Source organism: Ferrovibrio terrae (assembly GCF_943371255.1).
In the GTDB taxonomy this organism is placed as follows: Bacteria; Pseudomonadota; Alphaproteobacteria; order Ferrovibrionales; family Ferrovibrionaceae; genus Ferrovibrio; species Ferrovibrio terrae_B.
In genome coordinates this window covers 1-14541 of the sequence record NZ_CALRUC010000037.1, presented here as the reverse complement: position 1 = coordinate 14541, position 14541 = coordinate 1, and the positions used below count along the sequence as shown (strand labels likewise).

Sequence of the window (14541 nt, the reverse complement as noted above, 5' to 3'; positions counted from 1 at the left end):
GGCTATCGCTCGGTGAGCTTCAGTTCGATGCGCCGGTTGCGGCGAAACGCCGTCTGATCTTCGCGCGCATCCAGCGGCTGGAATTCGCCAAAGCCGGTAGCGGCCAGGCGTTCGACCGGTACGCCCTGGCTGGCAAGGAACTTTACTACCGAGATGGCGCGCGCCGACGACAGCTCCCAGTTCGACGGGAACTGCGCGGTGTTGATTGGCAGTTTGTCGGTATGGCCATCGACGCGCAGCACCCAGGGCAGCTCCTTGGGAATCTTGCTGCTGATTTCGATCAGCGTCTTGGCCAGCTTGCCGATCTGTTCGCGGCCTTCAGGCTTCAGTTCGGCCGACGCGGAATCGAACAGCACTTCGGACTGGAAGACGAAGCGATCACCCACCACCTGGATATCGCGACGGTTGCCCAGCGCCTGACGCAAGCGACCGAAGAATTCAGAGCGATAATTGGTGAGTTCATCGACCTTGCGGGCCAACGCCGCATTCAACCGGCGCCCCAGATCGCTGACCTGTGCCTGGTTGGTCTTATCCTTCTCTTCGCTTTCTTTGAGAATCCGCTCGATCTGGCCCAGTTGCTCACGCAGCGCCAGAATCTGCCGGTTCAACAGATCGACCTGGCTGCGCGCCTCGCTCGTCAGCCGTTTCTCCTGTTCCAGCTGGCCGCTGCTGGACACCAGCTTGCCCTGCAGGTCGACCAGGATCTGCTGCTGCTCAGCCAGCCGTTTTTCGGCATCGTCGGCCCGGGCCTGGCTGTCGGCCAGCACGGCGGCAAGCTGATCACGTTCGGCCGTGGCACCGCTGAGCGTGGCCTGCATGTTGGTGAGGTCGAACCTGAGCTGCGCGTTGTTGCGTTTTTCCAGCGAGAGTTGGTCGACCAGCCCGGCCAGTTCGCTGCGCAGCCCTTCGATCGCCTTGTCACGGCCGGAAATCGCATTGGCGAGGAAGAACTGCACCAGCATGAACACCGCCAGCACGAAGACGATGACCATGAGCAATGTGGAGAGCACATCGACATAGCCCGGCCACGGGCCGGCGCTCTGGTGATCGTTGCGCCTGTGACTGCGGCCCAGCGCCATGGCGCCTAGCTCCGGCGCTGGGTGTCGGCAGACGCCGCGATGGTGCGCGACAGCAGCTTGATCTCGGCGCGCATGTCATCCACCAGCTTGGCGCGGCCCTGCGCGGCATCGTCGAGCATGCGGGTCAGCAGGATATCGATGTTGCGCAGATGGCCCCGGCTGACGGTGTCGAAGTTGCCGCCATCGGCGCCCTGCGCCAGCTTGGCCATGATCGGCTTCATGTCGATCTGATGCTCGGTCAGCTTCAGCAGCAATCCCTGCTCGGCACGCATCTGCTCGGTGAGCAGGCTAAGCTTTTCATTGAGCTGCAGCAGCGCGGCACCGGTCTGGCCGCGGCTGTCTTCGCTGCGTGCCATGGTGCGCTGCAGGTTATCGAGACTGTCCGCGGTCTGCTCCAGCAGGGCCTGCACATAGGCCGGCACCGACTGGTCGCCTTCTGCCACGGCGCCGCCGCCGACACGGGTGAAGCCAGCCAGCCATTCTTCCAGATCGTTGTAGAAGCGGTTCTGCGCCTGGCCTGCTTGCAGATCGAGGAAGCCCAGGATCAGCGAACCGGCAAGGCCCATCATCGAGGCCGAGAAGGCCAGGCCCATACCCGTCAGCGGGGTTTCAAGACCACCCTTCAGCTTGTTGAACAACACATTGATGTCTTCGGTGGCGCCCAGCGACAGGCCATTGATCGTGTCGCTGACGCCATTGATGGTTTCCAGCAGGCCCCAGAAGGTGCCGAGCAGGCCGAGAAACACCATCAGGCCGATGAAATAGCGCGAAATCTCGCGGCCTTCATCCAGGCGCGAACCCACCGAGTCCAGCAAGGCACGCGTCGCCGTGGCATGCAGCGAGCCGCGCGGGCCGCGATTGGCGAGCATGCGGGCCAGCGGCGCGAGCAGGTTCGACGGCTCGCCGATATTGCTGCCGCCGCTGCGCTGGGCACGCTGCCAGGCTTCAACCCAGTTGGCCTCGCGGCCAATTTCCCAGACCTGGCGGAATGTATAGAGGATGCCGATCAGCAGGATCGCGCCGATCAGGCTGTTGAGCGCCACATTGGCCATATAGGCGCGCAGCAGGGTGGTATGCAGCACGGCGATGACGACGCCAACGGCGGCCAGGAACAGCACCATGCGCAACAGGAAACGGCCAGGCTTGGTCATTCAATCCATCCTTCCGCTTCTGCGTTACGGAGCGAATACGGCAATTTCACGGCGCCAACCGGCAGGCTTGCTCGTGAACTGCCGCAGACTGGCTGCGCGAGCGGCAACCGCTTGAGAAACATAGTACGAATCAAGGAGCGGACGGCTGATGATCGCCCATGGCAGCAAGCCGGATCAACCACAGATATGCGACAATCCGGAATCCGGGCTCCTGTCTAGACGGCCGGAACCGGTCAACTAGCGGCCAACCGGGGCGATCTCGACGCGGTCTGCGGCGCTGCCATCGGTGGGCGCACCAAGCGCGCGCACGTCGATACGGGTGGAGCGAATACCCTTGTCAATCAGATACTGCCGCACCGCAAGCGCGCGGGTCAGCGACAGACGGCGGGCGCCGCTGCCGCCATCCGCCACCGTGCTGGAGGCATAGGCACGAATCTGCAGGCGGTCCTCGCCACTGGCATATTGCTTGGCCAGGCCATCCAGCGCCGCGAGATCGGCGCTCGGCAATTCACCCTGCCCACCGGGGAAGGATACGGTCACCACACCGCCCTGGGCGGCCGGGGCCGGCACTGGGCGCGGTGCAGCGGGTGCGGTCGCCATCTGCTGAGCAGGCGTGGTCGCAGGCGCCGGGGTCGTCACCGGCGCGATGGGGGCGGGCGCCGGCGTGGCAACCGGGGCCGGAGGAGCGGCCGGGGCCGGTGCGGGCGCCGGCGCGGCAGCCACCGGGGCAGAGGTCTGGGGGGCAGGCGCAACAGCCATCGGCGTGCCTGGAACCGGTGCGGGCATCGGCGCGGGGGCCACAGCCACCGGCGGCGCGGCAGGGGCCGGCTGAACCGGGGCGGCTTGAACGGGGGCCGGGGCAGCGGCAACGGGAGCCGCAGCAGCATCACTCTTGGGCGCGGCGGGCGTGGCTGAGGCCTTGCGGGTCGCTGTGGAGGCACGCGGCGGCTTCAGCTTGATGGCCGAAGATTTGCCAGTCTCGCCAACCAGCGGCTGCGGGCCATCCGTGACTGCCTGGCTGGCCAACGGCAGCACACGTTGCTTTTTCACCGCCTTGCTGGGCTTGCCGGTGGCTCCCAGCAGCGGAGCCTGTGTCGAAGGAGCCGGAGCGGACAGGCCGCGGCCAGCGCTCAGCTGATCCAGGGCCTGCGGATTGAAGGTGATGTTGCCACTGCCGATGTAATTCTGGGCCAGCGCCGGGCGTGGCATGCACACAGCAAAGCCGCCAGCAAGACCGCATGCCAGCGAAAGGGCGACAAGCGAAAGCGAAAGCGAAAGCGGCCTGGCCATCGGAAAAAGTCCCCCTACCCCGAAAATATGTGGCGAACGATAGCGGAGGCAGCGGACTGCGACAACCCGGCAAGCTGGTGCCGGGAGCAGGAAATCAATCACTTGTACGGAGGATCAAGCCCGCAAACGGGCCTGCAGGATCAGGTCTGCGGGGGATCAGGCCTTGAGCAGCTTGCTCAATGGCGCATGCAGCACATCATTGGCTGCAATGATCCCGCCGGTCTCCATCATCTGGTCGCCACCGGCCAGATCAGTGACCGTGCCACCAGCCTCGCGCACCAATACGATGCCGGCCGAAATATCCCAGGGCTGCAGGCCGGTTTCCCAGAAGCCGTCAAAGCGCCCGGCGGCCACATAGGCCAGATCGAGCGCAGCGGCACCGAGACGGCGGATGCCGGCGACCTCGGCCATCACCGTGGTCATTTCCTTCACGAAGGGCTGATGGCCCGGTTTGCCATGGAAGGGAATGCCGGTGCCGAATACCGCTTCCGGCAGCTTGCGACGGGCGGAGACACGGATGCGGCGCTCGTTGACATAGGCGCCAACGCCCTTCTCGGCCCAGAACAGCTCGTCGCGCACCACATCCAGTACGATGCCGGCAACCAGCTCGCCTTCACGCTGCACGCCGACCGAAATGGCGAAATGCGGAATGCCATGCAGGAAATTCGTCGTGCCATCCAGCGGATCGATGATCCAGTAGCTCTTGCCGTCCTTGGCTTCGATCCGGCCACCCTCTTCCATCACGAAGCCGAAATCCGGACGCAGCTTGGACAGCTCCTGCTGCAGAACCTTCTCGGCTTTGCGGTCGGCGGCAGAGACGAAGTCAGCCGGGCCCTTCTTCGAGACCTGCAGGTGCTCGACCTCGTTGAAGTCGCGGATCAGGCTGCGCTGCGCTTTACGCGCTGCGTTTGCCATCGCATTGATCAAGGCGGATCGCAGGGCCATGGGGGACGGATTTGCTCGTTTTTTGGAAAGGCGGCGGAACCTATCAGCGCCGCCCGTGCTTGGCAATTGCCGCATTAAAGGCTTTTACCGCCTCGGCCGGGCCTTCGGGATGGCGCCAGACGCCGGCAGAAACCGCCAGAAAGTCGGCCCCCGCCTCGATCAGAACAGGGCAATTCTCGACCGTTATCCCCCCGATGGCCACACAGGGCACTTCCATCAGGTCTGCCCACCAGGCGATCAGGTCCGGTTCTGCCCTGGTCTTGGGCTGTTTCGTGTCGGTGGCAAAAAAGGCGCCAAAGGCGACGTAATCGGCACCAGCCTCGGCAGCCTCCATCGCCAGGTGGCGGGAGTCATGGCAGGTGACGCCAACGATGCGGTCTGGCCCCAGGATGCGGCGGGCCTCCTCATAGGGCGCATCCTCCTGGCCGACATGCACGCCATCGGCACCGAACTTGATGGCCAGATCCGGCCGGTCGTTGATCAGCAATGCCACATCATGGTCGTGGCAGATCGGCAGCAGGGCTTCGGTTGCACGCCGGAAGGTATTGTCCGATGCCGACTGCTCGCCGTCTTTCAGGCGCAGTTGCAGGCAGGCGACATCGCCGGCGCCAAGCGCCTTCTTCAGCTCCTCGGCGAACACGACCGGCTCGATGACCGGCGGCGTGATCAGATACAGGCGCTGTTCTGCTTTGACAGGGTCTTTGGCCATCTTTTATCCAGCAATGAAAATTTTGAGCGCATCCAGCGTCTCATCGGGACGTTCGCCCATCATCATATGGCCGCAGCCCGGCAACACGTCGATGCGGCCATCCTTGAACTCTTTGGCCCAGCCGCGTGCGGCGCGCAAGGGTGTCATCTGGTCGCGCTCGCCGGCAATGATCTGCACCGGCGCGGCGACAGCCGCCACCGCCTGCTTGCCGTTCTGATAGGCATTGCACAGGCGGAAGCCAAGCGCCAGGCAGTTGCGTGGCGCCCGGTCGATCAGGCGGATGCTGCCGTTGAGCAGATGCGATCCAGGCACACGGTTGCTGCCGATCTGGTTCTTTTTCGCGATCATCCAGTCATTCATCAGTTCGACGACCGTATAGGCGCCACTATCGGCCAGCGCCTGCAGCTCGGGATTAACAGCCATCGGGAAAGCAAAGCCCAACAGTGAAATCTTCTGCACACGCGACGGATGCCGGACTGCGGTTTCCAGCGCGATCAGCGCACCCATCGAATGGCCGACCAGCGCCGCCTGCCGCACGCCGGCGGCATCCAGCAGCAGCGGCATCCAGTCGGCGAAAGCCTCAACGCTCTCCAGCATCGGACCCTCGGAGCGACCATTGCCCGGCAGGTCAACCGCGAGCACCGAATAGCCATGATAGGCAAACCAACGCGTCTGCATCGCCCAACTGGTATGGTCGCAGGCATTACCGTGAATGAACACCACGGTTGGTTTCGCCGCATCGAAAGCCTTGCCGCCAGTGGCCGCAAAAATCTTTTTGCCCGTTACATCAAGCCACATCGCTTCGTTTCCCCGCCCTTACTCTGCTGCAGCCTTGATGGCCTTCTGCGCCGCGCGCAGGGCCTGGTTCAGATCGTCGATCAGATCCTGGCTGTCTTCCAGGCCCACGGACAACCGCACCAGCTCCTCGCCAATACCGGCGGCCTTCAGCTCAGTGGCGCTCATCTGCTGATGCGTGGTGCTGGCCGGATGAATCACCAGCGACTTGGCATCGCCGACATTGGCGAGATGCGAAAACACCTGCAGCGCCTCGATCAGCACGCGGCCGGCTTCACGACCACCCTTGACGCCAAAGCTGAACACCGCCCCACAGCCCTTCGGCAGCAGCGTCTTCGCCAGCACATGATCGGGATGCTCTTCCAGTTCCGGATACGAGACCCAGGCGACTGCCGGATGGCTTTTCAGGAAAGCCACCACCTTGCGGCTGTTCTCGACATGGCGCGCCATGCGCAAGGGGAGTGTCTCGACGCCCTGCAGCAGATGGAAGGCATTGGTGGGTGACATGCAGGCGCCGAAATCGCGCAGGCCTTCGGCCCGCGCCCGCATGATGAAGGCGGCGGGGCCGAATTCCTCCGCGAAGTCGAGCCCGTGATAGCCCGCGTAAGGCTCTGTCAGGGTCGGGAACTTGCCTGAAGCCTCCCAGTCGAAGCGGCCGGAATCGATCAGCGCGCCGCCGATGGCAACGCCATGACCACCAAGGAATTTGGTGGCCGAATGCATGACCAGATCGGCGCCATGCTCGAAGCCCCGGAACAGATACGGCGTGGCGAAGGTGCAATCGAGCATCAGCGGCAGGCCGGCATCATGGGCGATCTTCGCCACCGCCGGCACGTCCAGCACTTCGAGGCCCGGATTGCCGAGAATCTCGCCGAACACCAGGCGGGTTTCCGGCTTGATCGCCGCCTTCCATGCTGCATGGTCGCGCGGATCGACAAAGGTGGTGGTGATGCCAAAGCGCGGCAGCGTGTGAACGAGAATGTTGTAGCTGCCGCCATAGATGTTGCGCGAGGCGACGATATGACCGCCCTGCCCCATCAGGGTTGCAATCGCCAGATGCAATGCCGCCTGCCCCGAGGCCGTGCACACGGCACCAACGCCGCCTTCGAGTGCCGCCAGGCGTTCTTCCAGTACCGCGACGGTGGGATTGGAGATGCGCGAATAGATGTGGCCGCCACGTTCAAGGTTGAACAGCGCCGCCGCATGATCGGCATCGCGGAAGACATAGGAGGTGGTCTGGTAGATCGGCACGGCGCGCGCGCCGGTTGCCGGATCGGGCTGCTGGCCTGCATGCAGGCTCAACGTGTCGAAGCGGAAGAATTTGGGTTCCAGCATGGCGCCCTCCCGGACAATTTTCTCAAGGCTTTATGGGTAGCAGACAAAAAAGCGGGCCGCCTCATCCTGGCGGACGGGGCGACCCGACAATCTTGCCTCAATCTCGAAACTGTAGCGATTAATCCACGCCGTACCCGGATCAGTCAAGCAGAGGAAACCGGTCGATTCAGACACAAAAAAAGGCCGCCGGAGCGACCCGGCGGCCTGAAGGTCAAAACCAACAGGGAGGAAACTATGACCGGACTAAATCGAAATCTGTAACGAACCCAGTATCACCGGCCGCACTTAAGATTTCGTGAAGTGGCGATCCTCCTGTATGGTCTGGTCATGACAAAAATGGCCGTCGTGTCACAAAGCGAGCCGCAGGACGCCGCCGAGGCCCTGGCGGGGCCCGTGCAGGACCGGCTGCTGGATGCAGCCCTGGCCTGCTTCCGGCGCCTGGGCGGCAAGCGCTGCCGCATCGAGGATATCGCGGCCGAGGCCGGCATCGCCCGCACCGCCGTTTACCGGCATTACCAGAACAAGCGTGCCATTGTGGCTGCTCTGGCGACCCGCTGGCTGGCCGAGGACGAGACCCGCCTGGCCGCGATCGCCCGCGACCATGGCCGCAGCCCGGCCGCCCGCCTGCAGGCGTTCCTGCTCATGGATGCAGAAAATACAAGGCGTTACCTGTCGGACCCGTGTCTGGTCGAAGTGCTGGACGAGGTCACCCGCAATCTGGGCTCCCTGCCCCGGCAGCATCGCAGCCATGTCCGCCGCCATCTGGCCGGCCTGCTGGCCGAGGGCAGTGCCGCCGGCGCCTTCCGGGGCGACCCAGCCGAGAAGCTGGCAGTGACCATTGATGACCTGATGGCCCGCTTCCACGATCCCCGGCTCGCCACCGAGCTGGATAAATCCGTCTGGCGCGACCGGGCTGTTGCCGCCATCGACATGATCCTGAGAACTGTTCGGGCACGCTGAACGGTTTTGACATATGACAAAATTTGTCATATGTCTGTTTCATGACGCCGATCCAGAAAATCTTAATTCGCCGAAGCGTGGCGGGACTTCTCGCCATCTCCGCCCTGCTGGCGCGCTGGCCAATCCTGCAGCCGGCCAGTTTCGCCTGGTCCCGCGCCCTGGCCGCTTTGGCCATCCGCCGCAAAGGTATCGGCCCGGCCGCCGATCTGCCCGCCCTGGGCCGGGCCTGGCAGCAGGGTTTCCCCAGCCCGAAACAGGTACCGGTCGAGGCCGTCACGGCCGACACCGTGCTGGCCCGGATCGAGACCCCCTGCCCCCTGCGCGGCAGCGGCCGCACCCAGGCCTGCTGGCGCATGATGGAATACGACCGCGCGGTGGCGCGCGCCGCCGGCGGGCAGTTCATCGTGCTGCAGAGTCAGGCCGAACCGGGCATCACGGTCTGCCGCGTCGCGCTGCGAGGAACGGATGCGGCGATCGACGATCTGGTGCCGGCGCATATCCGCGCGCCGGAGATGCCTATTTCTTGAAGAAGCTGTCGGCGGAGCCGCGCGCGGCCTGCTTGGCCTTGATGACGCCGCGGATGGTGGCAATCTCGGCTTCGAGCGCGAGGATGCGGTCCTCGAGGTCTTCAATCGACATCGTCTCGAATTTCGGTAGCGCGGGTTTGCGCCGCTCGGCTTCGTCCCAATCCATCCCGGCCTCCCCGGTTTTGCTTGCCGCATACTAAACGCGGAATATCCGATAAAGCAAAACTTGCCGGCTTGCCGTGGACACCGGGTCCGATTAGATCACTGGCAGTCCTTTTGCGGAGAGCCAACGATGCTGCCCCAGACCATGACGGTGATCGAGATCAGCCAGCCCGGTGGCCCCGAGGTGCTGAAACCCGGCGAACGGCCACTGGTGCAGCCGGCGGCCGGCGAAGTTCTGATCAAGGTGCTGGCTGCCGGCGTGAACCGCCCCGATGTTCTGCAGCGCAGCGGCATGTATCCGCCGCCGCCCGGCGCACCCGATTATCCGGGCCTGGAAGTGGCCGGCGAAATCGTTGCCCTCGGAGACGGCGTGCAGCGCTGGAAAATTGGCGACAAGGTTTGCGCGCTGGTGGCCGGCGGTGGCTATGCCACCTATTGCGTGGCGCCGGGCGAGCAATGCCTGCCGGTGCCAAGCGGGCTCGACATGGCGGAAGCCGCGGCCCTGCCGGAGAACTGGTTCACCGTGTGGAGCAACATCGCCGATCGTGGCCAGCTGAAGGCCGGGGAAAGCATCCTGATCCATGGTGGCGCATCGGGCATCGGCGTCGCCGCGATCCAGCTGGCCAGGCTGCTCGGCGCCAAGCGTATCTTCGCGACCGCCGGCACGGATGAGAAATGCCGCTTCTGCGAAAGCCTCGGTGCTGAAAAGGCGATCAACTACAAGACCGAGGATTTCGCCGCCCGCATCGCTGAACTCACCGATGGCAAGGGTGTCGATGTCGTTCTCGACATGGTGGGCGGCAAATACTTCGCGCCCAACATCAAGAGCCTGGCTGAGGAAGGCCGGCTGGTGATCATTGCCGTGCAGGGCGGCCCCAAGGGCGAGGGCGATCTGAGCCTGCTGATGCGCAAGCGGCTGACGGTGACCGGCTCGACGCTGCGGCCGCGTCCCATCGCCTTCAAGGGCGACATTGCCCGCGCGCTGGAGGCCAGGGTCTGGCCGGCTTTTGCCGATGGCCGGCTGAAAGCCATCATCGACAGCCGCTTTCCGCTGGCGGAGGCTGCCCAGGCCCATGTCCGGATCGACCATGGCGACCATGTCGGCAAAGTTTTGCTAACGATCTGACATAAAAACAATAACTTAGCACCCCCGGGGTGGTTGCACCCCCGAACCATTGCACTATATTGTCGCGCGATTTCGCCCCCGCGGGCGGCCGCTGACCGCGGCCGGCCGCCTGAGAAGGATTTTACCCATGGCATTGCCGTTGATGCCGAAAGCCACTGCCGTGTGGCTGATCGACAATACCAAGCTGACCTTCGACCAGATTGCCCGCTTCTGCGGCCTGCATGTGCTGGAAGTGAAGGGCATCGCCGATGGCGAGGTGGCGATTGGTATCGTCGGCCTCGATCCGGTCGCCAATGGCCAGCTCGGTCCGGGCGAGATCGAACGCTGCGAAAAGGATCCGAGCGGCGACCTCAAGCTGCTGGCGCCGACCGTGCCGCTGCAGCGCCAGAAGACCAAGGGTGCGAAATACACCCCGGTGTCCAAGCGCCAGGATCGTCCCGATGCCATCGCCTGGCTGCTGAAGTATCATCCGGAAGTGCAGACCGCACAGATCCAGAAGCTGCTCGGCACCACCAAGGCGACCATTGATCGCGTGAAGAACCACACCCATCCCAATCACGCCAACATCAAGCCGCGCGATCCGGTCTATCTCGGTATCTGCAGCCAGATGGAACTCGACCGCGTGCTGCTGCTGGCCGCCAAGCGCAAGCAGAACAAAGAAAAGCGTGATGCCCGCGAAGCCCGCATCCAGGTCCGCGACAAGACGGCCGAAGCGCCTGCCGAGGCGGCAGCAACTGAAGCCCCGGGCAACAGCGAAAGCTGACGCTGCGGCTTCCTCATTCGGACTGAACTGACAGCGCCGCCGGTTACATCACCGGCGGCGCTTCTCGTTGCAGGGCCGCCATGTCTGCGAACCAATCGCAGCACTGGTTCAGTCAATGCACGCAACCGCGCAGCGCCAACAACACGCGCTGTGACTGCCGGCGGCACATGGAAACCATGTCGGCGCGTTATCAAGTCATTCTGTAAGAAAACCTAGGCAGTGCATGTGGATTCCGGTATAGGCTGGGTCAGAGAAGCCGGCGGAATGACCATGAATTGGCACCGGCGAAACAGGGTGTCGGGGCGTCTCTAAGTCATGCTCGTTTTTATTATCAGACGCCTGATGCAGGCGGCATTGGTCATGGCAGTCATGTCGGTGCTGGTGTTTGTCGGCATCTACATGATCGGTGATCCGCTGGCGATTCTGGTCAGTCCGGAAGCGACCGAGCTTGACCGCGAAGCCATCGCCAAGGCACTGGGCCTCGACCGGCCGATGTGGGAGCAGTATCTCGCCTTCGTGCTGTCTGCACTGAAGGGCGAATTCGGCAAATCCTTCGTCTTCGGCCAGCCTGCCATCAACCTGATCCTCGAGCGCATGCCGGCGACGCTGGAGCTGGCACTGATCGCCACGTTCCTGTCGGTTGTGATCGGCGTGCCGCTCGGTCTCTATGCCGGCCTGCGCCATGAAACCGTGGCGGCACGCGCCATCATGGCCGGTTCGGTGCTTGGCTTCTCGCTGCCGAATTTCTGGGTCGGCCTGATGCTGATCATGGTTTTTGCCGTGCAGCTCGGCTGGCTGCCGGCTTCGGGCCGCGGCCCGACAATGGAAATCCTCGGCATCCATGTCAGCTTCCTGTCGGCTGCCGGCTGGAAATACCTAGCCCTGCCGGCGCTGACGCTCGGCCTATCGAAATGCGCCCTGATCATCCGCCTGGCGCGCGCCACCGCGCGCGAGGTGATGCTGATGGATTACGTGAAATTCGCCCGCGCCAAGGGCCTGAGCGAACGCCGCGTCATCGGCGTGCATATCCTGAAGAACATCATGGTGCCGATCACCACTGTCACCGGTCTGGAACTGGGCAGCCTGATCGCCTTTGCCGTCATCACCGAGACGATCTTTTCCTGGCCCGGCATGGGCAAGCTGCTGATCGATTCCATCGTGCATCTCGATCGCCCCGTGGTGGTCGCCTATCTGATCGTGGTGGTGTTCCTGCTGGTCATCATCAGCCTGATCGTCGACATCCTGTATTCGGTGCTCGATCCGCGCGTGCGGCTGGGAGAGGCGAAATGAGCCAGACCGCCGCAACACCCGTTGCCATCACAACCGGTGCGCCACTGGCCAAGACCGAGGCACCCTGGAAGCGCATCGTCGCCGAATTCGCCGAAAGCAAACTGGCCCTCCTCGGTCTGGTTCTGCTGGTGCTGATGCTCGGTGCGTCCCTGGTGGCACCCTATATCTCGCCGCAGAATCCCTACGATCTCGCCATCCTCGACATCATGGATGCGCGTCAGCCGCCGGGCGAAATGTCGGGCGAAGGCTTCGTCTTCCTGCTCGGCAGCGACGGCCAGGGCCGCGACATGCTGAGCGCCATGCTCTATGGCCTGCGCATCAGCCTGATGGTCGGCGTCGTTTCGGTGGTGGCAGCACTGGGTATCGGCGCCGTGGCCGGCCTGCTGGCCGCCTATAGCGGTGGCAAGATCGATGCGCTGATCATGCGCGTGGTCGATATCCAGCTGTCCTTCCCCGCCATCCTGATCGCGCTGATCCTGCTCGCCGTGCTGGGCAATGGCGTCGACAAGGTGATCGTGGCGCTGATCGCCGTGCAATGGGCCTATTTCGCCCGCGCCGCCCACGGGGCTGCGCTGGTGGAACGCAACAAGGAATATATCGAAGCCGCACGCTGCCTCGGCATCAGCCGCGCGCGCATGCTGCTGAAGCATCTGCTGCCCAACTGCATGCCGCCGCTGATCGTGATTGCCACCATCAACATCGCGCGCGCCATCACGCTGGAAGCAACGTTGAGCTTCCTGGGCCTGGGCGTTCCGGTCACCGAACCATCGCTGGGCATGCTGATCTCGAACGGCTTCGACTATCTGCTTAGCGGCGTCTACTGGATCTCGCTGTTCCCCGGTCTGATCCTGACAATCGTCATCATCGCCATCAACCTGGTCGGCGACCAGCTGCGCGACGTCCTCAATCCTCGCCTCAAGCGCTGAAGCTCCATGACCGCAACGCTCCAGGTCGACAATCTCGAGACCCAGTTCCCGACCCGCGACGGCATCGTGCGCGCCGTCGATGGCGTCAGCTTTTCCGTCGAGGCAGGGGAAATCCTCGGCCTGGTGGGTGAGTCCGGTTCGGGCAAATCGATCACCGGCTTCTCCATCCTTGGCCTGATCGATCCGCCCGGCCGTATTGCCGCCGGCAGCGTCAAGTTCAAGGGTGAGGAACTCACCACGGCCAGCCCGGATCGCCTGCGCAGCTTGCGCGGCGCGCGCATCGCGATGATCTTCCAGGATCCGATGATGACGCTGAACCCGGTTCTGCGCGTCGATACCCAGATGATCGAGACCGTACAGGCGCATGAGAAGGTCAGTGAAGCTGCCGCCCGCGCCCGCTGCATCGAGACGCTGCAGTCGGTCGGCATCGCAGCACCCGAAGACCGACTGAAATCCTATCCGCACCAGTTCTCGGGCGGCATGCGGCAACGCATCGCAATCGCCACGGCGCTGCTGCACAAACCTGACCTGATCATCGCCGACGAACCGACCACGGCGCTGGACGTCACCATCCAGGGCCAGATTCTCTACGAGATGCGCAAGCTCTGCCGCGATACCGGCACGGCGCTGATCTGGATCACCCATGACCTCTCCGTGGTGGCCGGCCTGGCCGACCGCATCATGGTGATGTATGCCGGCAAGATCGTCGAAACCGGTGCCATCGCCACGGTGATCGAACGGCCGCAGCATCCCTATACCCGCGGCCTGATCGGTTCGGTGCCCGGCGCGATGCCGCGCGGCAAGCGATTGTTCCAGATTCCCGGCATGGCGCCGGCACCGCTGAACCTGCCGCCGGGCTGCCGTTTCAAGGCCCGCTGCGGCCGCGCCGATGCGCTCTGCGATACCATGCCAGAACTGGCCGAACTCGATCCGGGCCACAGCGCCCGCTGCCACCATCCCTTTGATGCCAAGCCGCTGAGCCCGGCGGAGGTTGTCGCGTGACCGCCCCCATTCTCGAACTCAAGGGCATTTCCAAGCGCTTTGTCTGGCGCCTGGATATCGCTGCCATGATCGCCAACCTATTCGGTGCCGGTCTGAAGGAACGCGCCGTCCATGCCGTCAACCATGTCGACCTGACGATCCAGGAAGGTGAAGTGGTCGGCCTGGTGGGCGAAAGCGGCTGCGGCAAGTCCACGCTGGGCCGCATCGTCGCCGGCATCATGGAAGCCAGCGACGGCACCATCCAGTATCACGGCAAGACCGTCGCCGACCGCAGCAGCGCGGAACAGCGCGCCTATCAGCTGGGCGTGCAGATGATCTTCCAGGATCCCTACGCCTCGCTCAATCCGCGCATGCGGGTGGAAGAGATCATCGGCGAGGCGCCGGTGGCGCATGGCCTGATCAAGCGCAGCGAGATGGGCGCCTATGTCGAGAAGATCATGCTGCAGGTCGGCCTCGACCCGCGCTATCGCAAACGCTATCC

General features: G+C 63.9%; 16 protein-coding genes. 8 read left to right on the top strand and 8 right to left on the bottom strand.

What is annotated here, in order from left to right; all coding sequences use genetic code 11:
• Window positions 1–2 precede the first annotated feature (2 nt).
• The 7 genes from AAG799_RS10100 to AAG799_RS10070 all read right to left on the bottom strand — a co-directional run bounded on the left by AAG799_RS10100 (window position 3) and on the right by AAG799_RS10070 (window position 7304).
• On the bottom strand, window positions 3–1079 hold the full coding sequence (locus AAG799_RS10100; RefSeq protein WP_341895704.1) for a peptidoglycan -binding protein: 1077 nt from the start codon (window positions 1077–1079) through the stop codon (window positions 3–5).
• Window positions 1080–1084: 5 nt separating this feature from the next.
• Window positions 1085–2230: a flagellar motor protein MotA gene (locus AAG799_RS10095; RefSeq protein ID WP_341895703.1), complete on the bottom strand. Its 1146-nt coding sequence runs from the start codon at window positions 2228–2230 to the stop codon at window positions 1085–1087.
• A 237-nt stretch (window positions 2231–2467) separates the two neighbouring features.
• Complete coding sequence (locus AAG799_RS10090) at window positions 2468–3439, bottom strand: OmpA family protein (protein WP_341895724.1); 972 nt, start codon at window positions 3437–3439, stop codon at window positions 2468–2470.
• Window positions 3440–3676: 237 nt separating this feature from the next.
• Entirely contained in the window at window positions 3677–4465 is a 789-nt protein-coding gene (locus AAG799_RS10085; RefSeq protein ID WP_341895702.1) for an inositol monophosphatase family protein, read from the bottom strand.
• Window positions 4466–4508: 43 nt separating this feature from the next.
• The gene (gene thiE, locus AAG799_RS10080; protein ID WP_341895701.1) at window positions 4509–5174 is read right to left on the bottom strand and encodes a thiamine phosphate synthase; all 666 of its coding nucleotides are present in this window, start codon (window positions 5172–5174) and stop codon (window positions 4509–4511) included.
• 3 nt (window positions 5175–5177) lie between these two features.
• Window positions 5178–5972, bottom strand: coding sequence for an alpha/beta hydrolase (locus AAG799_RS10075; protein WP_341895700.1), 795 nt, complete (start codon window positions 5970–5972; stop codon window positions 5178–5180).
• Between the two features lie 18 nt (window positions 5973–5990).
• Complete coding sequence (locus tag AAG799_RS10070; RefSeq protein WP_341895699.1) at window positions 5991–7304, bottom strand: O-acetylhomoserine aminocarboxypropyltransferase; 1314 nt, start codon at window positions 7302–7304, stop codon at window positions 5991–5993.
• Between the two features lie 300 nt (window positions 7305–7604).
• Between AAG799_RS10070 and AAG799_RS10065 the strand changes: the two genes are divergently transcribed.
• Window positions 7605–8264 carry a TetR/AcrR family transcriptional regulator gene (locus AAG799_RS10065; protein WP_341895698.1) on the top strand — a complete coding sequence of 220 codons (660 nt, stop codon included), beginning with the start codon at window positions 7605–7607 and terminating at the stop codon, window positions 8262–8264.
• Between the two features lie 77 nt (window positions 8265–8341).
• Window positions 8342–8791 (top strand): hypothetical protein, encoded by a 450-nt coding sequence (locus tag AAG799_RS10060; RefSeq protein WP_341895697.1) that lies wholly within the window; start codon window positions 8342–8344, stop codon window positions 8789–8791.
• On the opposite strand, the gene AAG799_RS10055 is transcribed toward AAG799_RS10060, so the two are convergent.
• Complete coding sequence (locus AAG799_RS10055) at window positions 8781–8957, bottom strand: DUF1192 domain-containing protein (RefSeq protein ID WP_341895696.1); 177 nt, start codon at window positions 8955–8957, stop codon at window positions 8781–8783. The genes AAG799_RS10060 and AAG799_RS10055 overlap by 11 nt on opposite strands.
• A 126-nt stretch (window positions 8958–9083) precedes the next feature.
• Here AAG799_RS10055 and AAG799_RS10050 point away from each other — a divergent pair, with 126 nt between their 5' ends.
• The 6 genes from AAG799_RS10050 to AAG799_RS10025 all read left to right on the top strand — a co-directional run.
• Window positions 9084–10079, top strand: a complete 996-nt coding sequence (locus AAG799_RS10050; RefSeq protein WP_341895695.1) for an NAD(P)H-quinone oxidoreductase — start codon at window positions 9084–9086, stop codon at window positions 10077–10079.
• 127 nt (window positions 10080–10206) lie between these two features.
• Complete coding sequence (locus AAG799_RS10045; RefSeq protein WP_341895694.1) at window positions 10207–10842, top strand: cell cycle transcriptional regulator TrcR; 636 nt, start codon at window positions 10207–10209, stop codon at window positions 10840–10842.
• Window positions 10843–11157: 315 nt separating this feature from the next.
• Window positions 11158–12132 (top strand): ABC transporter permease, encoded by a 975-nt coding sequence (locus tag AAG799_RS10040; RefSeq protein WP_341895693.1) that lies wholly within the window; start codon window positions 11158–11160, stop codon window positions 12130–12132.
• Window positions 12129–13058, top strand: a complete 930-nt coding sequence (locus tag AAG799_RS10035; protein WP_341895692.1) for an ABC transporter permease — start codon at window positions 12129–12131, stop codon at window positions 13056–13058. The genes AAG799_RS10040 and AAG799_RS10035 overlap by 4 nt, the downstream gene beginning before the upstream one ends.
• Window positions 13059–13064: 6 nt before the next feature.
• Window positions 13065–14060: an ABC transporter ATP-binding protein gene (locus AAG799_RS10030; RefSeq protein ID WP_341895691.1), complete on the top strand. Its 996-nt coding sequence runs from the start codon at window positions 13065–13067 to the stop codon at window positions 14058–14060.
• Window positions 14057–14541 (top strand): ATP-binding cassette domain-containing protein (locus AAG799_RS10025; protein WP_341895690.1); only part of this gene is annotated, 485 nt, incomplete at its 3' end. The genes AAG799_RS10030 and AAG799_RS10025, both read left to right, overlap by 4 nt.

Excerpts from the sequence above, each read along its gene's own strand:
- thiE (WP_341895701.1), bottom strand. The coding sequence starts at position 5,174 with ATGGCCAAAGACCCTGTCAAAGCAGAACAGCGCCTGTATCTGATCACG.
- AAG799_RS10095 (WP_341895703.1), bottom strand. The coding sequence starts at position 2,230 with ATGACCAAGCCTGGCCGTTTCCTGTTGCGCATGGTGCTGTTCCTGGCC.
- AAG799_RS10040 (WP_341895693.1), top strand. The coding sequence starts at position 11,158 with ATGCTCGTTTTTATTATCAGACGCCTGATGCAGGCGGCATTGGTCATG.
- AAG799_RS10100 (WP_341895704.1), bottom strand. The coding sequence starts at position 1,079 with ATGGCGCTGGGCCGCAGTCACAGGCGCAACGATCACCAGAGCGCCGGC.
- AAG799_RS10045 (WP_341895694.1), top strand. The coding sequence starts at position 10,207 with ATGGCATTGCCGTTGATGCCGAAAGCCACTGCCGTGTGGCTGATCGAC.
- AAG799_RS10030 (WP_341895691.1), top strand. The coding sequence starts at position 13,065 with ATGACCGCAACGCTCCAGGTCGACAATCTCGAGACCCAGTTCCCGACC.
- AAG799_RS10075 (WP_341895700.1), bottom strand. The coding sequence starts at position 5,972 with ATGTGGCTTGATGTAACGGGCAAAAAGATTTTTGCGGCCACTGGCGGC.
- AAG799_RS10055 (WP_341895696.1), bottom strand. The coding sequence starts at position 8,957 with ATGGATTGGGACGAAGCCGAGCGGCGCAAACCCGCGCTACCGAAATTC.
- AAG799_RS10090 (WP_341895724.1), bottom strand. The coding sequence starts at position 3,439 with ATGCCACGCCCGGCGCTGGCCCAGAATTACATCGGCAGTGGCAACATC.
- AAG799_RS10035 (WP_341895692.1), top strand. The coding sequence starts at position 12,129 with ATGAGCCAGACCGCCGCAACACCCGTTGCCATCACAACCGGTGCGCCA.
- AAG799_RS10085 (WP_341895702.1), bottom strand. The coding sequence starts at position 4,465 with ATGGCCCTGCGATCCGCCTTGATCAATGCGATGGCAAACGCAGCGCGT.
- AAG799_RS10070 (WP_341895699.1), bottom strand. The coding sequence starts at position 7,304 with ATGCTGGAACCCAAATTCTTCCGCTTCGACACGTTGAGCCTGCATGCA.
- AAG799_RS10050 (WP_341895695.1), top strand. The coding sequence starts at position 9,084 with ATGCTGCCCCAGACCATGACGGTGATCGAGATCAGCCAGCCCGGTGGC.